Below are 24,341 nucleotides of genomic sequence, written 5' to 3'. Positions count from 1 at the left end.
AACTTTAGCCGTTTTGCAGAATTGAAATTTTAATGATTTTTAAATAAAAAGCAAAAAGCCTGATAGTAATTTATCAGGTTTTTATAATCTCAATTCTATCATAATTTACATCAGCTTTTTAATAATAACTTCTTCCGTTATTCCCTCAGCGTCTGCTTTGTAGTTTTTAATAATTCTGTGACGTAAAATTCCAGCTGCTACGGCTTTTACATCTTCAATATCCGGCGAAAACTTACCGTTGAAAGCTGCGTGAGCTTTTGCTGCCAGGATTAAGTTTTGCGAAGCTCTTGGTCCTGCTCCCCAATCTAGATAATTCTTTACAAAATCATTTGTCAAGGCATTATCCGGACGTGTTTTACTTACTAAAGTTACCGCATATTCTATAACATTATCGGCTACAGGAATCCTTCTGATTAAATGCTGGAAATCGATAATTTCCTGCGCTGTAAATAAAGGATTAATTTCTACTTTATTATCAGATGTAGTCTGCTTAACCACTTTTACCTCTTCTTCAAAAGTTGGATATTCTAATTTAATGGCAAACATAAAACGGTCTAATTGCGCCTCTGGCAAAGGATAAGTTCCTTCCTGCTCAATTGGGTTTTGTGTTGCCAGTACAAAGTATGGCAAATCTAATTTATAATTCTGTCCTGCAATTGTAACCGAACGTTCCTGCATAGCTTCCAATAAAGCTGCCTGCGTTTTTGGCGGCGTTCTGTTGATCTCGTCAGCCAAAATAATATTAGAAAAAATGGGGCCTTTTATAAATTTAAAATGCCTGTTTTCATCCAGAATTTCACTTCCTAAAATATCTGAAGGCATTAAGTCCGGTGTAAACTGAATTCTTTTAAAATCTAAACCTAAAGCTTGAGACAAAGTATTTATCATTAAGGTTTTTGCCAAACCAGGAACACCAATTAAAAGAGCGTGTCCTCCTGAAAATATACAAAGTAAAATTTGGTCAATAACGGCATCCTGCCCTACAATGATTTTTGCTATTTCGTTTTTTAATTCGTTGCGTTTCTGAACTAAGTTATGAATTGCTGTTACGTCAGACATTTATGAATGTATTTTAAATTAAAAAGAGTTAGTTGAATGAATTCATAAAACTAACTCTTTTTCTTTATTTAATAAAAATTATTTTTTTAACCAGTTGTTAGCAAACGTACAGTCTCTGTACTCTCCGATAATTTTGATATAAGTATCTTTAATTTTAGTATCAAACCATTTTGCAATTGCGTTGATTTGTTTTTCTTTTAAAGCTAATTCTTTAATTTTTGTGTAATCTTTAGCATAGTCAGCAGTATGCTCGTCAATTCTGTTTGTAACAGTTATCAGCTTATACGTTTTTTTACCTTTATCATCCGTATTTAAAAGCGGCTGAGAAATTTCATCATCTTTTAAATTTGAAACCTGACCATATAAAGTTGGATCCATTTTGGTTAATTCAAAACGAGTATCCTGAGTATTTGGATTTATTAAAGTTCCTCCGTTTGCTCTAGTTTCCTTTTCGTCAGATTCTGTTCTTGCAGCCTCTGCAAAAGTAATTTGCTTGCTTACGATTTTAGCTCTAATATTAGCAGCTCTTTCTTTTGCTTCTTTCAAAGCACTTTCAGAAACTACCGGAGCAATTAAAATATGTCTTAATTCAACTTCCTGTCCTTTTATTTTGTCAACCATTATAATGTGGAAACCAAAAGTAGTTTCAAATGGCTGAGAAATTTCGCCTTCCTGCAGACTAAACGCCACATCTTTAAATTCCTTTACGAAAGGTGTTTTACGTGTCATTTTATAATAACCACCATTTGGTGCAGATCCCGGATCCTGAGAGTATAAAACTGCTTTTGTAGCAAAACTGGAACCTTCTAAAACATCTTTTCGAATGGCATTTAATCTGTCAATTACCTTTTGTTTATCTTCTTTTGAAACTTTTGGTTCAGCAACAATTTGTGCTACTTCCATTTCTGCTCCAAAAGTCGGCAATTCATCTTTAGGGATTTTTTTAAAAAAATTACGAACCTCCTCAGGAGTAATCTCCACATCTTTTACGATTTTATCTCTCATTTCTGAGGCTAATTTTTGCTCTTTTAAGATATCTGCAAAATAGGTTTTAAATTCTTCTACAGAACTCTTTTTATAGTATTCTACAACCTTATTGATATCTCCAACCTGCTGAATCATATAATTCAAACGCTCTTCCATCATTCCTCTAACTTCGGCATCACTTACAATAATACTATCCTGAATTGCCTGGTGCGCGTATAATTTATCTTCTAAAAGTTTACCAAGCATTTGGCATCTTGTAATATCTTTAATATTACCACCCTGACTTGCAATCTCTAAATAACCTTTGTCAATATCAGAATCTAAAACAATATAATCTCCAACCGTAGCAATGATACCGTCAATTTTTTGTTTTCCATGTACAGTTTCTGCCGGTTTCTCAGCTACAACATCCTTAATAATTTCCTGTGCTGAAATTACTGAGTTGAAAAAAAATAAAAAACACATTGTTAAGGCTGCCTTATAATCAATCGTTTTTAGCTGTAATTTTTTTAATGACATTATTTTAAATTTAATTTTTGGATGTAAAGATCTGTATTCTAAATTTTAATTGGACTATTATTTATTTTCAAAAGCGATTCTGAAAAACTAAATAATGAACTTCTGTTTTCTTTTATAAAACGAACAAAAATAACAATTCAATTACATAATACAACTATCAGCCATAGTATTAACAAAAAATTATGTGGATTGTATTTAAATACGCTGCAGGACGTTCAATTCTCAAATCTTTTTCTTTTATAAAATGCCATTCGCGCAAAAACAATTAAAACAATATTAGTTGATTTTCAGCCTTGTAAAAAAAAGTTTTAAACACTACAACGTTTTCGTTGTAAAACTATTTTCTTACAAAAACAAATCAAATCAAAAAACCTCTACTTTAGATGCGTTATTGATAATTTCAGGCAGCAAAAAATAAGAATATCTTGTTTTTAAAGTGTTAAAATTAGCAATTACAAACTTTATTAATTTAACTTTAACCACAATCTATTATGAAAAAACCTATTGTAAGATTAAGTTTTCTTACTGCAATTACAGCTTTTTTGTATTCTTGTACACAAAATGAAACTAATGATGCTGACTCTAAAGCAGAAAGTCAGCAATTTAAAATCATCAATGTCACACACCACGATGGAAAACCTTTCAGTACCGGAGCCTCTTTATCATCTGCTGCCGGAAAATATGTAGACAATCCGGGCGGAGGTGTAATGATGCAGGCTTTTTATTGGGATGTTCCTGCTGGCGGAACCTGGTGGAATACCGTAAGCGGCAAAGTAGCTGCCTGGGGTAATGCAGGAATTGGCTCAATATGGTTACCGCCTGCTTCAAAAGCACAAAATGGTGCATTCTCTATGGGATACGATCCTACTGATTATTTTGATTTTGGAGATTACAATCAAAATGGCTCTACTGAAACCAGATTTGGCTCTAAAACTGAACTAGTAAGTTTGATTACAAATGCTCATACTGAAAACCTTAAAGTATATGCTGACATCGTAATTAATCATAATAGCGGAGGTCAGTCTGAAGCTAATCCATTTACAGGAACAAATACATGGACTAATTTTACTGGAATAGCTTCAGGAAAATTTCCCCGCACTTACAATGACTTTTACAAAAACAGTTATGGCAATAATGATGAAGGTGCTTTTGGAGGTTTTCCAGATTTATGCCACGCTGCTCCAAATGTTCAAAATTGGTTGTGGCTTAGAACTGACGGGGTTGGTAAATATTATAAAAACACCATGAAATTTGATGGTTGGAGATTTGATTATGTAAAAGGTTTTGCTCCATGGGTTGTACACGATTGGAATGCAAACGTAGGCGGGTTTTCTGTTGGAGAATATTGGGATGCCAATGTAAACACACTTGAATGGTGGGCAAACAATGCTAATAGTTCTGTATTTGATTTTGCTTGTTATTACAAAATGAACGATGCTTTTGACGGCAACAATCTGGCACTTTTAAATGATGATATGATGTGGAAACGAAATCCGTATAAAGCGGTAACTTTTGTAACCAATCATGATACAGATGAAATTTGGAATAAAATGCTGGCCTATTCTTATATTTTAACTCACGAAGGATATCCAACAATTTTCTACAGAGATTATGAAGAATGGCTGGATAAAGCAAAATTAAACAATCTTATCTGGATTCATAATAACAAAGCAACCGGAACAACTTCTATTTTATATTCTGATAATGACGAATATGTGGCAAGAAGAAACGGTTACAACGGAAACCCAGGATTGGTTGTTTACATTAATAATTCTGATGTTTGGCAGGAAAGATGGATTCAAACCAACTGGGCAAATACGCAGATTAAAGATTTTACAGGAAACTCATCTTGGTATCCTACAACTCAGGCAGACAAATGGGTAAAAATTCAATGTCCGCCAAAAGGATATTCTGTTTGGTCAATTAACCAATAATTTATTTTTTAAATATCAATTTAAGGCTGTTTTAAAAAACAGCCTTATTTTTTTATAAAAAGTACTGTTTTGAAAAATTATCTCTTTCAAATTAAGAAGTGAATATTTTTATTAAGCCGTAATTAATAGTATTTTTGCAACCTATTTATACGAAATATGAGCTTTTTAAAAGAAATACAACGCAGAAGAACATTCGGAATTATATCGCATCCCGATGCTGGTAAAACTACATTAACAGAGAAATTATTATTATTTGGAGGTGCCATTCAAGAAGCCGGTGCTGTAAAGAATAACAAAATTAAAAAAGGAGCAACGAGTGACTTTATGGAAATCGAACGCCAAAGAGGTATTTCGGTTTCGACTTCTGTGCTTGCTTTTAATTATAAAGATAAAAAAATCAATATCCTTGATACTCCAGGACACAAGGATTTTGCTGAAGATACATTTAGAACTTTAACTGCGGTTGATAGCGTAATTGTAGTAATTGACGTTGCAAAAGGGGTTGAGGAACAAACGGAGAAATTGGTTTCTGTTTGTAGAATGCGTAACATTCCGATGATTGTTTTCATCAACAAGTTAGACCGTGAAGGTAAAGATGCTTTCGATTTGATGGATGAAGTGGAACAAAAATTAGGATTAAAAGTTACGCCGCTAAGTTTCCCTATTGGAATGGGTTACGATTTCCAGGGAATTTACAATTTATGGGAAGAAAATATCAATCTTTTCAGCGGAGACAGCCGTAAAAATATCGAAGAAACTATTGCTTTTTCTGACGTACAAAATAATCCTGAATTAGATAAAATTGTTGGCCAAAAAGCGGCAGAAAAACTTCGTGAAGAATTAGAATTGATTGATGAAGTGTATCCTAAATTTGAACGTCAAGATTATTTGGATGGAAAAATTCAGCCTGTATTTTTTGGTTCAGCTTTAAATAACTTTGGAGTTCGTGAATTATTAGATTGTTTCGTTACTATCGCTCCGTCTCCAAGACCTAAAGATTCTGAAACTCGTTTGGTTGATCCAGCAGAAGAAAAAATGTCTGGTTTTGTTTTTAAAATTCATGCTAACATGGATCCAAAACACCGTGACCGTTTAGCTTTTATAAAAATTGTTTCTGGAACTTTTGAAAGAAACAAACCTTATTACCACGTTCGTCAAAAGAAAAATTTAAAATTCTCAAGTCCGAACGCCTTCTTCGCAGAGAAAAAAGAAATCGTTGATATTTCTTATCCCGGTGACATTGTTGGTTTACACGATACAGGAAACTTTAAAATTGGTGATACTTTAACAGAAGGTGAAGTGATGAGCTTTAAAGGAATTCCGAGTTTCTCTCCAGAACACTTTAGATACATCAACAACGCCGATCCTATGAAAGCTAAGCAATTAGAAAAAGGAGTCGATCAGTTAATGGATGAGGGTGTAGCACAATTGTTTACTTTAGAGATGAATAATCGTAAAGTTATAGGAACTGTTGGGGCGCTTCAATATGAGGTAATTCAATATCGTTTAGAACACGAATACGGTGCGAAATGTACTTACGAAAACTTCCCGGTTCACAAAGCCTGCTGGGTAAAACCTGACGATGCTAAAAATGAAGAATTCAAAGAATTTAAAAGAATCAAACAAAAATTCCTTGCTCATGATAAATATGGTCAATTGGTATTTTTAGCTGATTCTGATTTTACAATTCAAATGACACAAAGCAAATATCCAAGTGTGAAATTATACTTTACTTCTGAATTTGATTAATCACTTCTTTAGAAAATATTAAAAGGCTGTCTATTGGTAGACAGCCTTTTTCATTACATCCCTCAACATTTTGTTTTATTGATCTGTATAATTAATTCCCAATCCACCGGCAATAAAAATTTTAGTCAGTTCTTCTGAATCAACGATTATATTTTGTGATAAAACATTATTTTTAACTGATTTTATTGCAAAAGGTATTTCTTTTGAAAGATAATAATCACTTCCTGAAATAGTAACTATTAGCGCTTTACTGTTTTTTAAAACTTGAGCTGTTATAGAAAATTCTCCCGTTTTTGGATTTACTTTCACAGGAGTTTGTGAACCATTAACAGCGAGCATTAAATCTGGATATGTTTCTTTATCAAAAGGTTTATGCGTTTTTGTTTCTAATAGTTTTCCTTTTACTGTTATTAAAACTTCTTCATTTACAGTTTGGTTATAAGCTACTTTACCTAATCTATACATAGGCTCTGTACAAACTTTTTCAATTTTAACAGGCTCTTTTTCCTGCGCGGTAAGATTTGATGCAAGTAGAACAGATGCTGCAACTGCCGCATATTTTAAAGTACTGATTTTAGAAGTTTCGCCGTATTCAAACTGTTCTTCAAGCTGTGTAGTTTTTAATCGTGCACAAATGTTTGCATCTTTATTTCCGGCAATGAATCTGGCAACCTCAGAATTCGTTTTTTTACTTAAATCGATCACATTTTTCATGCATGAATCACAAAATGAACCATTTGCATTAGGAATCATTTTATCAAAATTTTCAGAACAAGGATTTTTTATTTCTAAGGTGAATTTCTTTTTCATACTATACTTTATTTAAGTTAAAACCTTTAGTAATGGCTCTTACTTATATAGAGTAGATTTTGTATTAAAAGGTTGGGACGGAATAAAAATATTTTCGAATTATAAATTGAAATACTTATGTACGGGCATAAAAAAGAGACTGTCTCAAAAGTCAAGACAGCACTTTTACTATAATTATTTGTTTGTTTTTAATGTAAACTTAACTTGTTTCTACAAATGAAATGTTCCTACGGGACAAAGAATATAACTTGTTATTTTTTGATATCGGGTTTCATTCCATTAAAAATGTTTCATAGGTAGAAAAAATAGAGGTCGGACACATTTAGGTTCCGTAGGAACTTTGATATGCCAGATTATTAAAAAACAATGTCAAAATCAAACGTTCCTACGGAACGTAAACGATGATAATAATATAATTTCTACCTATGAAATGTTCCTACGGAACAAAAAAAATGTAAAATAAAAAGAGGCTGCTCCGACTTTTGCACTGCCCCCAAATAGAGTCTAACTTTTTGGGTGCGGTCTATTTTGAGACAGCCTCTTTTTTTTGGTTTATATAGGGTTGTATTAGCAGATACAAAGAAAATATTCAAAGCAAAAAGAGGAATTGAAAAATACTTTTTTTTTATTCTATTTTGAAATACAGCTCGTGGTTTCAACTACGGGAATATATATAATGATCGTTTAATTACATCCCAATTGACATCGATTATACTCTTTCAATTTTACAAATAAAACAACAAGCTTCTGAATTTCTAGCATGAAGATATTCAACATCTTTTTCAGTTTCAAAGATTTCAGAAATTAACTGATCAACATCATTGTCACCAACCAATTTTGTAAAAATCATTTTTTGTTCTTTATTATAACCAATTAACGACAAAGGAAAATTTTCTTTATCAGCTTTTATTTCTGGTGGAAAATTATAAATATCTGAATATTCTTCCACCTCATTTTTATGAATAAATATAGGCCCAGATTGATTAAAAGCATTGTTTTGTGAAAAAGGACTGTAAGCCAAAACTAATCTGATATCTTCACCGACCTTAAAAGGTTTTAACGAAATCCTGCATGGTCCTTTTCCAGATGCTGGTTGTTCATAAACTTGATTGCCAAAATTATCAATATTCGTTTTACGGATTTTGTTTGCAAATTCTTTTGTTACCGGAACAATTTTAAATTTTTTCATAACTTTTAAACTTTAATTTAAACAAAATTACATTCTGTTTTTTTCAATTAAAATCCGTTTCTTGCTCAATAAAATGACGACTATAAAAGTATATAAACAAAAAAGAGGCTGTCTCAAAAGTGAGGCAGCTTTTTTTGTGGCATAAAAAAAGGAAAGCTTTCGCTTTCCTAATTCTTGCAATTTGATTAAATTGCGGTGTGTGTGTAGCTTCAAAAGTAGTCTTTAAAGATTACATTCCCAACCAAAATGTGCTTTTTCCTCCGAATTTATCGGAGCTGATTGACATTAAGCACCCTGTAAGAATAGTTTCCAATATCGTTGATGGTCTTGATCTAAAAAGTCTAATCCATAGATACAAGCCTGGTGGCACATCAAGTTACCATCCAAAAATGCTTCTAAAAGTTTTGGTTTACGGCTATTTATGCAATATTTATTCTAGCCGCAAGTTTGAACAAGCCCTTAAAGAAAACATCAATTTTATGTGGCTTAGTGGGATGAGCCAACCCGACCACAATACTATTAATCGCTTTAGAAGCCAACGGTTAAATGGGCAAATCAAAGAAATTTTTACCCAAATTGTTCTTTTGCTAGAAAGGGAAGGCATCGTAAATCTTAAGACTGCCTTTGTTGACGGCACAAAGATTGAAGCCAATGCCAACCGCTACACTTTTGTATGGGGGAAGGCTATTAAAAAGAGTAAAGAACGTATTGAACAACAGCTGGAAGAACTTTGGAATTATGCACAGAGTGTAGCCAAAGAAGAACTCAAAAATACAGAATCTGTTGATTTTAGGGCTATTGATAAAGAAAAAGTAGAAGCTGCAATCAACACGATCAATGCAGTTTTGAAAGAGAAAAAAGTTCCTTCGAAAGTACGCCAGAAGCTCAATTATGCCAAAAAGAACTGGCCAAAGAACCTTGAAAAGTACAAACAGCAAGAAGAAATTCTTCAAAACAGAAACTCGTTCTCCAAGACCGATACCGATGCCACTTTTATGCGCATGAAAGAGGACCATATGCTAAACGGCCAGTTAAAACCGGCTTACAATCTGCAGATCAGTACCAATAAGCAGTTCATTCTGCACTACAGCCTGCATCCGAATCCTACTGACACAAAAACGCTTAGCCCGCATATTGATAGTTTTGAAAAATCATACAAAAAAGTTCCCAAAGAGTTAGTTGCCGATGCTGGCTATGGTTCGCAGGAAAACTACAACTTGTTAAAAGCCAGAAAAATAAAAGCCTTTGTTAAGTACAATTATTTTGACAGAGACTGCAAAACCAAACAGGTGACCGCCTCGCAAAACAATCCTGAATTGGCTCAAATAAGGCAAAAGGCATTTGATTTACTTAAAACAAAACGGGGAGAACAGCTCAGAAAGCAAAGGTGTCATGATGTAGAACCCGTATTTGCCCAGATCAAGCACAATAAAGGATTTAAACGATTTATGCTTCGAGGACAAAACAAGGCCGAGGTAGAAATCGGATTGATTTCTATTGCCCATAATTTACAAAAAATGGCCTTTACAGGATAAAAACAGCTCGTTTTTACCTAAAATCAGCAAGAAATAAAAAATTATCTTGAAAGTGGAATCCGAAAAACCTGAATTAATGTTTTTAGTGGACAATCTTGTTTTTACCAAAAAAAAGAAGCTGTCCTTTTGAGACAGCCTCTTTTTTTAATTTGAATTAAATCAACCTTACTAAGTCATTATATTTCAAAAATTAATCTTTTATATGCAGGGCAAAACTAGAACAATATAACCACACAAGGAAATTTAGTCGATTAAAGTAAATTAAATCAGATTAACTGCATTTATTATTATTCCCAGAGCAAAAAAAGCCCCATTAAAATGGGGCTTTAAAATTTATGCTTGTCCTGCCGGACCAAAATTAAGCGGTATTGGTGCTTGTTCCGTTTCTTTGATTTCGCCGTGAGCTGCCTCAAATCTATGGATATTTTCACCTATTGCTCTTAATAATCTTTTAGCATGTTGTGGTGTCAAGACAATTCTTGACTTTACCTTGGCTTTAGGAATACCCGGCATAATGCTGACAAAATCTAAAACAAACTCTGATGATGAGTGATTAATAATCGCAAGATTAGAATAAATTCCTTCTGCAATAGTTTCGTCTAACTCAATGTTAATTTGCTCTTGTTGTTGTTTCGGATTACTCATAGTTTCCTAAATTAATAAATATATTCTTCTTTATTAGCCATCATTTCATTGTAATCATCTTTAGATCCTACGATAGTATTATCGTACTCTCTCATACCAGTTCCCGCAGGGATTCTGTGTCCAACAATTACATTTTCTTTCAATCCTTCTAAATCATCTACTTTACCAGCTACAGCAGCTTCGTTAAGTACTTTCGTTGTCTCCTGGAATGAAGCCGCAGAAATGAATGATTTAGTTTGTAACGAAGCTCTTGTAATACCTTGAAGAACTGGCGTTGCAGTTGCAGTAATTACGTCTCTTGCTACAACAAGATTTTTATCATTTCGTTTCAATAGTGAGTTTTCATCACGCAATTCACGAGGAGAAATAATCTGACCTGGTTTCAATACTGAAGAATCTCCAGCATCTTCAACTACTTTCATACCATATAATTTATCGTTTTGAACGATGAAATCTTTAGTGTGAATTAATTGATCTTCTAAGAATAAAGTATCACCTGGATCCTGAACTCTTACTTTACGCATCATTTGACGAATAACTACCTCAAAGTGCTTGTCATTAATTTTTACCCCTTGTAAACGGTAAACCTCTTGAATTTCATTTACCAGGTACTGTTGAACAGCAGCCGGTCCTTGAATTCTTAAGATATCATCTGGTGTAATTGCACCGTCAGACAATGGAACTCCCGCTCTTACGAAGTCATTTTCTTGTACTAAGATTTGGCTTGAAAGTTTAACTAAATACTTTTTAACCTCACCAAATTTAGATTCGATAACGATCTCACGGTTACCTCTTTTGATTTTTCCAAAAGAAACAACACCATCAATTTCAGATACAACCGCTGGGTTAGAAGGGTTACGAGCCTCAAGAAGCTCGGTAATTCTTGGTAAACCTCCCGTGATATCGCCTGCTTTAGAAGAACGACGCGGAATTTTTACTAATACTTTACCTGCTTTAATTTTCTCACCGTTTTCAACCATTAAGTGTGCACCTACTGGTAAGTTGTAAGAACGAATCAATTCACCTTCTTTACCATAAACCAATAAAGTTGGAATTAATTTTTTGTTTCTAGCCTCAGAAATTACTTTTTCCTGGAAACCAGTCTGCTCATCGATCTCAACCATGAATGATTGTCCTTGCTCTAAATCTTCGTAAGCAATCTTACCAGTAAATTCAGAAACAATTACACCATTATAAGGATCCCACTTACAGATTACAGTTCCTTTAGCAACAGTTTCGCCATCTTTAACAAAGATACTAGAACCGTAAGGAATATTATGTGTATTTAAGACGATTCCCGTTTTCTCATCAACTAATTTTAACTCAGTTGAACGTGATACTACGATATCTACCGCATTACCTTCGCTGTCTTCACCTTTAACCGTTTTTAAATCTTCAATCTCAAGTCTACCATTGAATCTTGTAACAATACTAGACTCTTCAGAGATACCTCCAGCAACCCCTCCAACGTGGAACGTACGAAGTGTTAACTGTGTACCTGGCTCACCAATAGACTGAGCTGCAATAACTCCGACAGCTTCTCCTCTTTGTGTCATTTTTCCAGTAGCTAAGTTTCTACCGTAACATTTAGCACAAATACCTTTTAAAGCTTCACAAGTTAATGGAGATCTAACTTCTACTTTTTCAATTGGAGAAGCTTCAATAGTTCTCATGATTGATTCTGTAATTTGCTCTCCAGATTTAACCATTACTTCGTTAGTAAGAGGATTAATAACGTCTTGTAATGCAACACGTCCTAAAATTCTCTCTCCTAAAGATTCAACGATTTCCTCATTTTTCTTCAATGCAGCAACTTCAACACCTCTAAGAGTTCCACAATCTTCAATGTTAACAATAACATCTTGAGAAACGTCATGAAGCCTTCTTGTTAAGTAACCAGCATCGGCTGTTTTAAGAGCCGTATCCGCAAGACCTTTACGAGCACCGTGAGTAGAAATGAAGTACTCAAGGATCGAAAGACCTTCCTTAAAGTTAGAAAGAATCGGGTTTTCAATAATCTCACCACCACCAGCAGTAGATTTTTTAGGCTTAGCCATCAAACCACGCATACCAGTTAACTGACGAATCTGTTCTTTAGAACCCCTCGCCCCAGAGTCAAGCATCATATATACAGAGTTGAAACCTTGTTGGTCTTCTCTAATATTTTTCATTGCTAACTCTGTTAACTGCGCATTTGCTGAAGTCCATACGTCAATAACTTGGTTGTAACGTTCGTTATTTGTGATAAGACCCATGTTATAGTTAGTTGAGATCCCTTCAACTTGCTCTCTGGCATCTGCAATTAACTTCGTTTTTTGTTCTGGAATTCTAATATCGCCTAAAGAGAATGATAAACCTCCTCTAAATGCGAATTTATACCCCATATCTTTCATATTATCCAAGAAAGCTGCCGTTGTAGGTACATCAGTCACACTTAAAATGTGTCCGATAATATCTCTAAGGTTTTTCTTAGTCAATACGTCATTGATATATCCAGCTGCTTCAGGTACTACTTCGTTAAATAATACACGTCCTGCAGTTGTTTGAATAATTTTGTACACTAATTCTCCAGCGTCATTAAAATCTTTTGCTCTGATTTTCACACGGGCATTCAATTCTAATCTTCCTTCGTTTAATGCAATGTTTACTTCTTCAGCAGAATAGAAAGTCAAATCCTGACCTAAAATAATGTGATCTTCTGTAGAAATACGCTCTTTGGTCATATAGTATAGACCCAAGACCATGTCCTGAGAAGGTACCGTGATAGGAGCTCCATTTGCAGGGTTCAAGATATTATGAGAAGCCAGCATTAATAATTGAGCCTCTAAAATAGCTTCTGGTCCTAAAGGTAAGTGAACCGCCATCTGGTCACCATCGAAATCGGCGTTGAAAGCCGTACAAACTAATGGGTGCAACTGGATCGCTTTTCCTTCAATCAATTTTGGCTGAAAAGCCTGAATACCAAGTCTGTGCAAAGTAGGAGCACGGTTCAGTAATACTGGGTGTCCTTTAATTACATTTTCTAAAATATCCCAAACTACCGGCTCTTTTTTGTCTATGATTTTCTTAGCAGATTTTACTGTTTTTACAATACCTCTTTCAATCAATTTACGGATAACGAAAGGTTTGTATAACTCAGATGCCATATCTTTTGGTAATCCGCATTCGAATAATTTCAACTCAGGACCAACAACAATTACCGAACGAGCAGAATAATCCACACGCTTACCAAGTAAGTTTTGACGGAAACGTCCTTGCTTACCTTTTAATGAGTCAGATAATGATTTTAATGGTCTGTTAGATTCTGTTTTAACAGCAGAAGCTTTACGGGTGTTATCAAATAATGAATCTACAGATTCTTGTAACATACGTTTCTCGTTTCTTAAGATAACTTCTGGAGCTTTAATCTCCATTAATCTTTTCAAACGGTTGTTACGGATGATTACACGACGGTATAAGTCATTTAAATCTGAAGTTGCAAAACGACCTCCATCAAGCGGCACAAGCGGACGTAATTCTGGTGGGATAACTGGAACCACTTTCATAATCATCCATTCTGGACGGTTTTCGCGGTTTTCGTTAGACTCACGGAAAGACTCAACAACTTGTAATCTTTTTAAAGCTTCAGTTTTACGTTGTTTAGATGTTTCGTTGTTAGCACTGTGTCTTAATTCATAAGATAAAGCATCTAAATCAATACGAGCCAATAAATCCATAATACACTCTGCTCCCATTTTGGCAACAAATTTATTTGGATCTAAATCATCTAAATATTGGTTTTCCTGCGGAAGAGTATCTAAAATATTTAAGTATTCTTCTTCAGTTAAGAAATCTAGTCTTTGTAAAGATTCTCCATCTGCATTTTTAGCAATACCAGCCTGGATTACTACGTATCTTTCGTAGTAAATGATCATATCTAATTTCTTAGATGGAAGACCAAGGATATAACCAATTTTGTTTGGAAGAGAACGGAAGTACCAGATATGAGCAATTGGCACAACAAGGTTGATGTGTCCTACTCTGTCACGACGTACTTTTTTCTCAGTAACTTCAACACCACAACGGTCACAGATGATACCTTTGTAACGAATTCTTTTATACTTACCACAAGCACATTCGAAATCTTTTACTGGTCCAAAGATTCTTTCGCAGAAAAGTCCGTCACGCTCTGGTTTGTGAGTTCTATAGTTAATTGTTTCCGGCTTTAAAACCTCTCCTCTTGATTCTTTTAGGATAGATTCTGGCGAAGCCAATCCAATAGAAATTTTGTTAAATCTTTTTACTGGATTCTTATCTTTATTGTTTCTGTTATTCATCATAGTTTTTACTATTGATTTATTTTGCAATTAAAAAATTGATTCTTATCCTAGTCGAAAGTCAAATGTCATAAAGTCACGAGCGACTTTGGACTTTTAAACTTTTGACTTAAAACACTACCTCGGGTTACTTCTCTAAACTTCAAATTCTTATTTGAAGTGCTAGTTATAAAATGCCTCGCATTGTTATAAAAAATCGGAACGGGTTACGGGTATAAATCTTTAAAAACTTTTATAAATTACGAATGTAGAGACGTGATTAATCACGTCTCTACATTTTTTATTATTCTTCCAAACGAAGATCTAATCCTAGACCTTTCAATTCGTGCATTAATACATTGAATGATTCTGGTAAACCTGGTTCTGGCATAGTTTCTCCCTTAACGATAGCTTCGTAAGTTTTAGCTCTACCAATAACGTCATCAGACTTAACAGTTAAGATTTCACGTAGTGTACTAGAAGCTCCATAAGCCTCAAGTGCCCAAACCTCCATCTCTCCAAAACGCTGACCTCCAAATTGAGCCTTACCTCCAAGTGGCTGCTGCGTAATCAATGAGTATGGTCCGATAGAACGTGCGTGCATCTTATCATCAACCATGTGTCCTAATTTAAGCATGTAAATTACACCCACAGTTGCTTTTTGTGCAAAACGCTCTCCAGTACCACCATCAAATAGGTAAGTATGTCCGAAACGTGGTACGTTAGCTTCATCAGTCAAGGCATTGATTTCGTCAAGAGAAGCTCCGTCGAAAATTGGAGTAGCAAATTTTCTACCCAAGTTCATACCAGCCCATCCAAGAACAGTCTCATAAATCTGACCAATGTTCATACGTGAAGGTACTCCAAGTGGATTCAATACGATATCTACTGGTGTTCCATCTTCTAAGAAAGGCATATCTTCATGACGAACGATTCTTGCAACAATACCTTTGTTACCGTGACGTCCTGCCATTTTATCACCCACTTTTAACTTACGTTTTTTAGCAATATAGATTTTAGCCAATTTCAAGATTCCAGATGGTAATTCATCTCCAACTGTAATAGTGAATTTCTCTCTTCTTAAAGCTCCTTGTAAGTCGTTCAGCTTAATTTTATAGTTATGAATTAAATCATTAACCATTTTATTTGTAGCATCATCAGCAACCCATTGACCTTTACTTAAGTGAGCAAAATCCTCTACTGCGTAAAGCATTTTTTGAGTATATTTTTTACCTTTTGGCAAAACTTCTTCACCCAAATCGTTCATTACACCCTGAGATGTTTTTCCGTTAACGATCAAGAATAATTTCTCAACTAATCTGTCTTTTAATTCAACAAATTTAGTTTCGAATTCCATTTCTAAAGCGCCTAAAGCGTCTTTATCCTGAGTACGTTTACGTTTATCTTTTACGGCTCTTGCAAATAATTTTTTGTCAAGAACTACACCATGTAAAGATGGAGAAGCTTTTAATGAAGCATCTTTTACATCACCTGCTTTATCCCCGAAGATTGCACGAAGCAATTTCTCCTCTGGAGTTGGATCTGATTCCCCTTTTGGTGTAATTTTTCCGATCAAAATGTCGCCAGGCTTAACCTCTGCTCCAATTCTAATCATACCGTTTTCATCTAAATCTTTAGTAGCTTCTTCAGAAACGTTAGGAATATCGTTTGTTAACTCTTCGTTTCCTAACTTAGTATCTCTAACCTCTAATGAATAATCATCAACGTGGATAGATGTAAAAATATCATCACGAACTACTTTTTCAGAAATTACAATCGCATCCTCGAAATTATACCCTTTCCATGGCATGAACGCAACTTTTAAGTTTCTACCTAAAGCTAATTCTCCATTTTGAGTAGCATATCCTTCTGATAATACTTGTCCAGGAATAACTCTGTCACCTCTTCTTACGATTGGTTTCAAGTTAATACTTGTACCTTGATTGGTTTTTCTAAATTTAATAAGGTTGTATGTTTTCTCATCAGCATCAAAACTTACCATTCTCTCGTCTTCTGTACGATCGTATTTAATAGTAATGATATTAGCATCTACATATTCAACAGTACCATGCCCTTCAGCATTAATCAATACTCTTGAATCTGAAGCTACCTGACGCTCTAAACCTGTACCAACAATCGGTGCTTCAGGACGGATCAAAGGAACTGCCTGACGCATCATGTTTGATCCCATCAACGCACGGTTCGCATCATCATGCTCCAAGAAAGGAATTAATGACGCAGAAATCGATGCAATCTGGTTAGGAGCAACGTCTGTATAATGAACTACTGATGGCTCAACAACTGGGAAGTCACCTTCCTCACGAGCAATAACATTGCTTGCTGTAATTTTACCAGAAGCATCCATTTCAATGTTTGCCTGAGCAATCATTTTACCTTCTTCTTCTTCAGCACTTAAGTAAACTGGGGTACTTTCTAAATCAACTACACCATTAGTTACTTTACGGTAAGGAGTTTCAATGAATCCCATTCCGTTAACTTTAGCATAAACACCAAGAGATGAAATCAAACCAATGTTTGGTCCCTCAGGAGTTTCAATCGGACATAAACGACCATAGTGTGTATAGTGAACGTCACGAACCTCGAAACCAGCTCTCTCTCTCGAAAGTCCACCTGGTCCAAGTGCAGAAAGTCTTCTTTTGTGTGTAATCTCAGCCAATGGATTCGTTTGATCCATAAATTGAGATAACTGGTTAGTTCCAAAGAAAGAGTTGATAACTGATGATAATGTTTTAGCATTGATCAAATCAATTGGTGTAAACACCTCGTTATCTCTAACGTTCATTCTCTCACGAATAGTTCTAGCCATACGTGCTAAACCAACACCGAATTGTTGAGACAATTGTTCACCAACTGTTCTAACACGACGGTTTGATAAGTGATCAATATCATCAATCTCTGCTTTAGAGTTGATCAATTCGATCAAATATTTTACAATTGTAATGATATCCTCTTTAGTAAGCACTTGCTTATCCATAGGGATATCTAAATCTAATTTTTTGTTCATTCTGTAACGACCAACTTCACCTAAGTTATAACGTTGATCAGAGAAGAACAATTTATCTATAATACCACGAGCAGTTTCCTCATCAGGCGGTTCAGCGTTACGCAACTGACGGTAAATGTGCTCTACAGCTTCTTTTTCAGAGTTTGTTGGATCTTTTTGTAACGTGTTGTGGATAATAGCATAATCTGCTTGGTTATTATCCTCTTTGTGCAACAAAATAGATTTTACGTTAGAATCGATGATCTCTTCAACATTATCTTTGTCGATAATTGTATCACGATCAAGGATGATTTCGTTACGCTCGATAGAAACTACCTCTCCAGTATCCTCATCTACGAAATCCTCATGCCATGTGTTCAAAACACGCGCAGCAAGTCTTCTTCCAATATATTTCTTAATTCCTGTTTTAGAAACTTTAATTTCTTCAGCTAAGTCGAAAATCTCTAAGATATCTTTATCTCTTTCGAATCCGATAGCACGGAATAAAGTTGTTACAGGTAATTTTTTCTTTCTATCGATATACGCGTACATTACGCTGTTAATATCTGTAGAGAATTCTATCCAAGATCCTTTAAAAGGAATTACTCTCGCAGAATAAAGTTTAGTTCCATTTGCGTGGAATGACTGTCCAAAGAAAACCCCTGGAGAACGGTGTAATTGAGATACTACAACACGCTCGGCACCATTAATAACAAAAGTACCACTAGGAGTCATGTAAGGTATTGTTCCAAGATATACATCTTGTACAATTGTTTCAAAATCTTCGTGTTCTGGATCTGTACAGTATAGTTTTAACCTAGCTTTTAAAGGCACACTATAAGTAAGACCTCTCTCTATACATTCTTGAATTGTATAACGCGGCGGATCAACAAAATAATCTAGGAATTCCAATACAAAGTTATTTCTTGTATCTGTAATTGGGAAGTTTTCCATGAAGGTATTGTATAACCCTTCGTTGCCTCTTTCGTCAGATTTCGTTTCTAATTGAAAGAAATCTTTAAAAGATTTAACCTGTACATCTAGGAAGTCCGGATAGTCAGGAATATTTTTTGTAGAGGCAAAATTCAATCTTTCAGTCTGATTTGTTATCATCAATGGACAAAATTTTGATTAAAAAAAAGTAATTTTTTTGTGTAAAACACACTGTTTAATCTATACTTTCTTATTATAATCAATACATCTTTAAAAATAAACAGATAAAGTAAGTTATATTTTTTTTCTTCGTATTGATCAAAAACTTTTTCGTATTTTAAACTATTTGATAATAAAACTTGATATATTTTATTATACGAAAAATGGTTTAGACCCTTGGATGATTCCATCCAAGGTCTAAACCTAGTTCTAAACTGCGTTTTGTTATTTTAACTCAACAACAGCTCCAGCTTCTTCTAATGATTTTTTAAGACCTTCAGCCTCTTCTTTAGAAACACCTTCTTTAACAGTACTTGGCGCACCATCAACTACATCTTTAGCTTCTTTAAGACCTAAACCTGTAAGTTCTTTAACTAATTTTACAACAGCTAATTTAGAAGCACCAGCTTCTTTTAATACAACTGTAAATTCAGTTTGTGCTTCTTCAGCAGCACCTTCTCCACCACCAGCAGCAACTACTACAGCTGCAGCAGCAGGCTCGATACCATACTCGTCTTTTAATATTGTTGCTAATTCGTTAACTTCTTTAACTGTTAAGTTAACTAATTGTTCTGCGAATTGTTTCAAATCTGCCATTTTTTCTATCGTTTAAAATGATTTGTAAAAATATAATTTATTTATTGTGCGCTAATTAAGCCGTAAGAAAGTATTCTTTCTTACATTTATAATTACTCTGCTCCCTCTTCGCTTCCTGCGAATTTGTTTTGTAAAGCAGAAATAATTCTTTGAGCCGGAGATTGCAATAATCCAATGATTTCTCCAATAAGCTCTTCTTTAGATTTAATTGTAGCTAATGCATCTAATTGATTATCTCCAATATATACTTCAGAATTGATGTATGCTCCTTTCAAAACTGGTTTATCAGATTTCTTACGGAAATCTTTGATAATTTTTCCAGGTGCGTTAGCAACATCAGAAATAAATATAGCACTATTACCAGTTAAAACTGTAGGTAAATCACCATAATCATTAGCAGAAGCTTCCATTGCTTTAGCAAGCAAAGTGTTCTTTACAACCTCTAATTTGATACCTGCTTTGAAGCAAGCTCTACGCAAGTTTGAAGTTGTCTCTGCGTTTAAACCAGAAATATCAGATACATAAATGATATTTGTACCAGCTAACTGCGCAGTTAAATTTTCAATCGCGATTGATTTTTCTTCTCTAGTCATACTAAAAATTTTTAACTACCAATTATACTGCTTTTGGGTCTAATGCAATAGCAGGACTCATAGTGCTTGTAAGGTGAATACCTTTAATGTATGTACCTTTAGCAGCAGTTGGTTTAAGTTTTATTAATGTTTGAATAATTTCGTGTGCGTTGTCAACAATTTGCTCAGCTCCAAAAGAAACTTTACCAATTCCTGCATGAACGATACCAGTTTTATCAACTTTAAAGTCAATTTTACCAGCTTTAACTTCTTGAACAGCTTTTGCAACATCCATAGTTACAGTACCTGTTTTAGGGTTTGGCATTAAACCTCTAGGTCCTAAAATACGACCTAACGGACCTAATTTACCCATAACAGCCGGCATAGTGATGATAACATCAACATCTGTCCAGCCATCTTTAATTTTTTGCAGGTAATCATCAAGACCAACATGATCTGCTCCAGCTTCTCTTGCTTCAGCCTCTTTATCCGGAGTAACCAATGCTAATACTTTAACATCCTTTCCTGTTCCGTGAGGTAAAGTTACCACACCTCTTACCATTTGATTCGCTTTTCTTGGATCTACACCCAAACGAACTGCGATATCAACAGACTCATCAAATTTTGCAGAAGCAACAACTTTCAATAATGCCGCAGCATCTTTTAGAGAGTATAATTTGTTCTTTTCAATTTTTGAAGCAGCCTCTTTTTGCTTTTTTGTTAATTTTGCCATGTCTTTTTCTTAATTAAAAAGGAGCATCTCCTGATACAGTTATACCCATAGATCTAGCTGTTCCAGCAACCATACTCATTGCTTTTTCTACTGTAAAAGCATTTAAGTCAGGCATTTTGTCTTCAGCAATAGCTCTAATTTGTTCCCAAGTAACACTAGCTACTTTTTTACGATTAGGCTCACCAGAACCAGATTTTAGCTTTGCAGCTTCCATTAACTGAACTGCTGCTGGAGGAGTCTTAACAACAAAATCGAATGATTTGTCTTTGTACACAGTGATTTGCACTGGACAAATTTTGCCAGGTTTATCCTGAGTTCTAGCATTAAACTGCTTACAAAACTCCATGATATTAACCCCAGCAGCTCCTAAAGCAGGTCCAACCGGTGGCGACGGGTTCGCAGCACCTCCCTTAACTTGTAGTTTAACTACCTTACTAATTTCTTTAGCCATTTTTAAAAAATTTAATATCACAATCAATTGGAAGCGATTGTGATAGATATTATATGTAACAAAAAATTATACTTTTTCAACTTGCATAAAGCTCAATTCTAATGGAGTTTTTCTTCCGAAAATCTTAACCATTACTTCAAGTTTACGCTTTTCTTCATTGATTTTTTCAACCGTACCATTGAAACCATTAAAAGGACCATCGATCACTTTTACTGTTTCACCTAAGCTGAAAGGAATAGCACGAGTATCTGTATTTACAGCTAACTCATCTACTTTACCTAACATACGATTTACCTCAGACAATCTCAAAGGAACAGGTTCTCCTCCTTTAATCTCCCCCAAGAAACCAATTACACTTGTAATAGATTTAATAATATGAGGTATCTCACCAACCAAGTTAGCTTCGATCATAACATATCCAGGAAAATAAACTTTATCCTTAGACATTTTTTTTCCTTCTTTTACAGTAACCACTTTCTCAGTAGGTACTAAAACTTGGGAAACATAATCACCCATACCTAATCTGGCAATCTCAGTTTCGATGTAAGCTTTAACCTTATTTTCCTGGCCGCTTACAGCTCTAACCACATACCATTTTTTCACATTATTATCTGCCATCACAAAAAAATTATCCCTTTAACCAGTTAAAAAATCCAGCCAAAGCTTTTGCAAAAAATTCGTCTACTCCCCAAGTTGCCAAAGCGAACAGAATCGAAAATACAGCCACAACAATTGTCAATTTTTGAACTTCAGCCCAAGCAGGCCAAGTAACATTTGACTTTAATTCTTCGAAAGCCTCTGATAAATAATTAGTAACTTTTGTCATTTGATATATTTTTTTATTGCACGGGCGGAGGGATTCGAACCCCCATCAACGGTTTTGGAGACCGCTATTCTACCCTTGAACTACGCCCGTAATTAAAAGCCAGTGATTTCAGTTAAGAAAATCAACTGGCTTTTTTTTGTATTATAATAGAATTACTCTACGATTTCAGTAACCTGTCCAGCACCTACTGTTCTACCACCCTCACGGATAGCAAAACGTAAACCTACGTTCATAGCGATTGGGCTTAATAAAGCAACTTCAATAGTTAAGTTATCACCTGGCATTACCATCTCTACACCTGCTGGTAAAGTAATAACTCCTGTTACGTCAGTTGTACGTACGTAGAACTGTGGACGGTAGTTATTGTGGAATGGAGTGTGACGTCCACCTTCTTCTTTTTTCAAGATATAAACCTCAGCTTTGAATTTAGCGTGTGGTTTTACTGAACCTGGCTTAATAATAACCATACCTCTTTTGATATCAGCTTTATCAATACCTCTTAACAATAAACCTACGTTATCTCCAGCTTCACCTCTGTCAAGGATTTTACGGAACATCTCAACTCCTGTAATAGTAGAAGTTAATTTTTCAGCTCCCATACCGATGATCTCAACAGGATCTCCAGTGTTAGCAACTCCAGTTTCGATACGACCTGTAGCAACAGTTCCACGACCTGTAATTGTAAATACGTCCTCAACTGGCATCAAGAATGGTTTAGCTACGTCACGTACTGGCTCTTCGATCCAGTTATCAACAGCTTCCATTAATTCGATAATTTTAGGTACCCAGTTTGGATCATTGTTTAATCCTCCTAAAGCAGAACCTTGAACTACAGGACCATTATCTCCATCATATTCGTAGAAAGATAATAAATCTCTAATTTCCATTTCAACAAGCTCTAATAACTCAGCATCATCAACCATATCCACTTTGTTCATGAAAACAACGATTCTTGGAATACCAACCTGACGTCCTAAAAGGATGTGCTCACGAGTTTGCGGCATTGGACCATCTGTAGCAGCAACTACTAAGATAGCTCCGTCCATTTGAGCAGCACCAGTAACCATGTTCTTTACGTAATCCGCGTGACCAGGACAGTCAACGTGAGCGTAGTGACGGTTAGCAGTTTCATACTCTACGTGTGATGTATTAATAGTAATACCTCTTTCTTTCTCCTCTGGAGCGTTATCGATTTGATCAAACGATTTTGCTTGACAGTAACCAGCATCTGACAATACTTTTGTAATTGCAGCAGTTAATGTAGTTTTTCCGTGATCCACGTGTCCAATTGTACCTATGTTTAAGTGCGGTTTGGAACGATTAAAATTCTCCTTTGCCATTTTACTTAATTTTTAATCTTAGTTATATATTAATTTTCAATTTCCTACTTACTTGAGCCAATGTCGGGATTTGAACCCGAGACCTCTTCCTTACCAAGGAAGCACTCTACCCCTGAGCTACACCGGCAGAGTTTCAATTTTAGATTTTAGATTATTGATTTTAGATTAAAACAAAAAAAATGAATCGAGTTCATTTTCTCTTAAACCTAAATTCCGAAATCATTAATCTGAAATCAAAATCGTGGGGAGAGCAGGATTCGAACCTGCGAAGTTCACACAGCAGATTTACAGTCTGCCCTCGTTGGCCGCTTGAGTATCTCCCCTAATAATTTACAATTTCAAATTTACCGCTTTAAATCAATCTCAAAACTGTTTTTTTTGTCGTAAATTTCTGTTTTTCAATATTTTAAAAGAACCTATTTCAAATTGCATTTGAAATATTTTTGAGCCGATAGAGGGACTCGAACCCACGACCTGCTGATTACAAATCAGCTGCTCTAGCCAGCTGAGCTACATCGGCGAATACATTAAAAAAGTCCGCTATTTCTAACGGACTGCAAATGTAGCTATTTTATCTTTGAATCAAAACATTTTTTTAAAAAAATTTCAATTAAATATGTGCTCTGATTTTTTCTTTCCTTTTTACCAGTAAACGTTCTAAAGATTCTGCCGAAAGTTCAACTGCTTCCTCAAAGGTTTTACATTGCTTTTTAACCAAAAATTCATCTCCCGGAACATTAATCTTAATCTCTACCGCCTTATTCTCCTTATCACTTGTTCTTTCAACTTTTAAAAAAACATCAGCCGAAACTACTCGGTCGTAATACTTTTCAAGTTTATCCATTCTTTCTTGAATAAAATCCACCAATTTTCTGTCGACAGTAAAGTTAACTGCATGAACATCTACCTTCATAATAATAATTTTAGGGTTAAACATTTCAGAA

General features: G+C 34.9%; 18 protein-coding genes and 4 tRNA genes. 3 read left to right on the top strand and 19 right to left on the bottom strand.

From position 1 onward, the window contains the following. Nucleotides 1-105: 105 nt before the first annotated feature. Nucleotides 106-1,059, bottom strand: a complete 954-nt coding sequence (locus tag AABD74_RS10020; protein WP_232682870.1) for a MoxR family ATPase — start codon at nucleotides 1,057-1,059, stop codon at nucleotides 106-108. Nucleotides 1,060-1,137: 78 nt separating this feature from the next. Next, nucleotides 1,138-2,565 (bottom strand): peptidylprolyl isomerase, encoded by a 1,428-nt coding sequence (locus AABD74_RS10015; protein ID WP_406845422.1) that lies wholly within the window; start codon nucleotides 2,563-2,565, stop codon nucleotides 1,138-1,140. Between the two features lie 491 nt (nucleotides 2,566-3,056). Here AABD74_RS10015 and AABD74_RS10010 point away from each other — a divergent pair, with 491 nt between their 5' ends. Both AABD74_RS10010 and AABD74_RS10005 read left to right on the top strand, forming a co-directional pair. Next, nucleotides 3,057-4,499 carry an alpha-amylase gene (locus AABD74_RS10010; protein WP_232682872.1) on the top strand — a complete coding sequence of 481 codons (1,443 nt, stop codon included), beginning with the start codon at nucleotides 3,057-3,059 and terminating at the stop codon, nucleotides 4,497-4,499. 156 nt (nucleotides 4,500-4,655) lie between these two features. Next, complete coding sequence (locus AABD74_RS10005) at nucleotides 4,656-6,248, top strand: peptide chain release factor 3 (protein ID WP_406845421.1); 1,593 nt, start codon at nucleotides 4,656-4,658, stop codon at nucleotides 6,246-6,248. Nucleotides 6,249-6,323: 75 nt separating this feature from the next. Here the strand turns inward: AABD74_RS10005 and AABD74_RS10000 are convergent, their stop codons facing one another. Together AABD74_RS10000 and AABD74_RS09995 are read right to left on the bottom strand one after the other, a co-directional pair. Continuing rightward, nucleotides 6,324-7,058 (bottom strand): hypothetical protein, encoded by a 735-nt coding sequence (locus tag AABD74_RS10000; protein WP_406845420.1) that lies wholly within the window; start codon nucleotides 7,056-7,058, stop codon nucleotides 6,324-6,326. 709 nt (nucleotides 7,059-7,767) lie between these two features. Continuing rightward, nucleotides 7,768-8,247, bottom strand: coding sequence for a DUF1203 domain-containing protein (locus AABD74_RS09995; protein ID WP_232682587.1), 480 nt, complete (start codon nucleotides 8,245-8,247; stop codon nucleotides 7,768-7,770). Nucleotides 8,248-8,444: 197 nt separating this feature from the next. Between AABD74_RS09995 and AABD74_RS09990 the strand changes: the two genes are divergently transcribed. Beyond that, nucleotides 8,445-9,782, top strand: a complete 1,338-nt coding sequence (locus AABD74_RS09990; RefSeq protein ID WP_406844377.1) for an IS1182 family transposase — start codon at nucleotides 8,445-8,447, stop codon at nucleotides 9,780-9,782. A gap of 333 nt (nucleotides 9,783-10,115) precedes the next feature. Here the strand turns inward: AABD74_RS09990 and AABD74_RS09985 are convergent, their stop codons facing one another. The 15 genes from AABD74_RS09985 to hpf all read right to left on the bottom strand — a co-directional run bounded on the left by AABD74_RS09985 (nucleotide 10,116) and on the right by hpf (nucleotide 24,310). Beyond that, nucleotides 10,116-10,427 (bottom strand): DUF3467 domain-containing protein, encoded by a 312-nt coding sequence (locus tag AABD74_RS09985; RefSeq protein ID WP_012024017.1) that lies wholly within the window; start codon nucleotides 10,425-10,427, stop codon nucleotides 10,116-10,118. 11 nt (nucleotides 10,428-10,438) lie between these two features. Continuing rightward, complete coding sequence (rpoC, locus tag AABD74_RS09980; protein WP_406845419.1) at nucleotides 10,439-14,746, bottom strand: DNA-directed RNA polymerase subunit beta'; 4,308 nt, start codon at nucleotides 14,744-14,746, stop codon at nucleotides 10,439-10,441. Nucleotides 14,747-15,026: 280 nt separating this feature from the next. After that, entirely contained in the window at nucleotides 15,027-18,839 is a 3,813-nt protein-coding gene (gene rpoB, locus AABD74_RS09975) for a DNA-directed RNA polymerase subunit beta (RefSeq protein WP_232682876.1), read from the bottom strand. Nucleotides 18,840-19,103: 264 nt separating this feature from the next. Beyond that, nucleotides 19,104-19,475 (bottom strand): 50S ribosomal protein L7/L12, encoded by a 372-nt coding sequence (gene rplL / locus AABD74_RS09970; RefSeq protein WP_025572412.1) that lies wholly within the window; start codon nucleotides 19,473-19,475, stop codon nucleotides 19,104-19,106. A gap of 92 nt (nucleotides 19,476-19,567) precedes the next feature. Continuing rightward, nucleotides 19,568-20,068 (bottom strand): 50S ribosomal protein L10, encoded by a 501-nt coding sequence (gene rplJ / locus AABD74_RS09965; RefSeq protein ID WP_035651992.1) that lies wholly within the window; start codon nucleotides 20,066-20,068, stop codon nucleotides 19,568-19,570. Between the two features lie 22 nt (nucleotides 20,069-20,090). Continuing rightward, a complete protein-coding gene (rplA, locus tag AABD74_RS09960) occupies nucleotides 20,091-20,780 on the bottom strand; it encodes a 50S ribosomal protein L1 (protein ID WP_012024013.1) in 690 nt (229 codons plus the stop codon). Between the two features lie 13 nt (nucleotides 20,781-20,793). After that, nucleotides 20,794-21,231 carry a 50S ribosomal protein L11 gene (gene rplK / locus AABD74_RS09955; RefSeq protein ID WP_026713295.1) on the bottom strand — a complete coding sequence of 146 codons (438 nt, stop codon included), beginning with the start codon at nucleotides 21,229-21,231 and terminating at the stop codon, nucleotides 20,794-20,796. Nucleotides 21,232-21,297: 66 nt separating this feature from the next. After that, nucleotides 21,298-21,849, bottom strand: coding sequence for a transcription termination/antitermination protein NusG (nusG, locus tag AABD74_RS09950; protein ID WP_007807444.1), 552 nt, complete (start codon nucleotides 21,847-21,849; stop codon nucleotides 21,298-21,300). A 10-nt stretch (nucleotides 21,850-21,859) separates the two neighbouring features. Continuing rightward, nucleotides 21,860-22,057, bottom strand: a complete 198-nt coding sequence (gene secE, locus AABD74_RS09945) for a preprotein translocase subunit SecE (protein ID WP_008466927.1) — start codon at nucleotides 22,055-22,057, stop codon at nucleotides 21,860-21,862. Between the two features lie 19 nt (nucleotides 22,058-22,076). Continuing rightward, nucleotides 22,077-22,147: transfer RNA gene (locus AABD74_RS09940), tRNA-Trp, on the bottom strand. A 62-nt stretch (nucleotides 22,148-22,209) separates the two neighbouring features. After that, nucleotides 22,210-23,397 carry an elongation factor Tu gene (gene tuf, locus AABD74_RS09935; protein WP_109192121.1) on the bottom strand — a complete coding sequence of 396 codons (1,188 nt, stop codon included), beginning with the start codon at nucleotides 23,395-23,397 and terminating at the stop codon, nucleotides 22,210-22,212. A 55-nt stretch (nucleotides 23,398-23,452) separates the two neighbouring features. Beyond that, nucleotides 23,453-23,524: transfer RNA gene (locus tag AABD74_RS09930), tRNA-Thr, on the bottom strand. A gap of 115 nt (nucleotides 23,525-23,639) precedes the next feature. Then, nucleotides 23,640-23,720: transfer RNA gene (locus AABD74_RS09925), tRNA-Tyr, on the bottom strand. 123 nt (nucleotides 23,721-23,843) lie between these two features. Beyond that, nucleotides 23,844-23,917: transfer RNA gene (locus AABD74_RS09920), tRNA-Thr, on the bottom strand. Between the two features lie 90 nt (nucleotides 23,918-24,007). Beyond that, nucleotides 24,008-24,310 carry a ribosome hibernation-promoting factor, HPF/YfiA family gene (hpf, locus tag AABD74_RS09915; protein WP_042564006.1) on the bottom strand — a complete coding sequence of 101 codons (303 nt, stop codon included), beginning with the start codon at nucleotides 24,308-24,310 and terminating at the stop codon, nucleotides 24,008-24,010. Nucleotides 24,311-24,341: the final 31 nt, after the last annotated feature.

This window comes from Flavobacterium soyae (genome assembly GCF_045348165.1).
In the GTDB taxonomy this organism is placed as follows: Bacteria; Bacteroidota; Bacteroidia; order Flavobacteriales; family Flavobacteriaceae; genus Flavobacterium; species Flavobacterium soyae.
Note: the sequence above shows the minus strand (reverse complement) of the source record. Positions and strands in the feature narration are given on the sequence as shown.

Excerpts from the sequence above, each read along its gene's own strand:
- AABD74_RS10020 (WP_232682870.1), bottom strand. The coding sequence starts at position 1,059 with ATGTCTGACGTAACAGCAATTCATAACTTAGTTCAGAAACGCAACGAA.
- AABD74_RS10015 (WP_406845422.1), bottom strand. The coding sequence starts at position 2,565 with ATGTCATTAAAAAAATTACAGCTAAAAACGATTGATTATAAGGCAGCC.
- AABD74_RS10010 (WP_232682872.1), top strand. The coding sequence starts at position 3,057 with ATGAAAAAACCTATTGTAAGATTAAGTTTTCTTACTGCAATTACAGCT.
- AABD74_RS10005 (WP_406845421.1), top strand. The coding sequence starts at position 4,656 with ATGAGCTTTTTAAAAGAAATACAACGCAGAAGAACATTCGGAATTATA.
- AABD74_RS10000 (WP_406845420.1), bottom strand. The coding sequence starts at position 7,058 with ATGAAAAAGAAATTCACCTTAGAAATAAAAAATCCTTGTTCTGAAAAT.
- AABD74_RS09995 (WP_232682587.1), bottom strand. The coding sequence starts at position 8,247 with ATGAAAAAATTTAAAATTGTTCCGGTAACAAAAGAATTTGCAAACAAA.
- AABD74_RS09985 (WP_012024017.1), bottom strand. The coding sequence starts at position 10,427 with ATGAGTAATCCGAAACAACAACAAGAGCAAATTAACATTGAGTTAGAC.
- rpoC (WP_406845419.1), bottom strand. The coding sequence starts at position 14,746 with ATGATGAATAACAGAAACAATAAAGATAAGAATCCAGTAAAAAGATTT.
- rpoB (WP_232682876.1), bottom strand. The coding sequence starts at position 18,839 with ATGATAACAAATCAGACTGAAAGATTGAATTTTGCCTCTACAAAAAAT.
- rplL (WP_025572412.1), bottom strand. The coding sequence starts at position 19,475 with ATGGCAGATTTGAAACAATTCGCAGAACAATTAGTTAACTTAACAGTT.
- rplJ (WP_035651992.1), bottom strand. The coding sequence starts at position 20,068 with ATGACTAGAGAAGAAAAATCAATCGCGATTGAAAATTTAACTGCGCAG.
- rplA (WP_012024013.1), bottom strand. The coding sequence starts at position 20,780 with ATGGCAAAATTAACAAAAAAGCAAAAAGAGGCTGCTTCAAAAATTGAA.
- rplK (WP_026713295.1), bottom strand. The coding sequence starts at position 21,231 with ATGGCTAAAGAAATTAGTAAGGTAGTTAAACTACAAGTTAAGGGAGGT.
- nusG (WP_007807444.1), bottom strand. The coding sequence starts at position 21,849 with ATGGCAGATAATAATGTGAAAAAATGGTATGTGGTTAGAGCTGTAAGC.
- secE (WP_008466927.1), bottom strand. The coding sequence starts at position 22,057 with ATGACAAAAGTTACTAATTATTTATCAGAGGCTTTCGAAGAATTAAAG.
- tuf (WP_109192121.1), bottom strand. The coding sequence starts at position 23,397 with ATGGCAAAGGAGAATTTTAATCGTTCCAAACCGCACTTAAACATAGGT.
- hpf (WP_042564006.1), bottom strand. The coding sequence starts at position 24,310 with ATGAAGGTAGATGTTCATGCAGTTAACTTTACTGTCGACAGAAAATTG.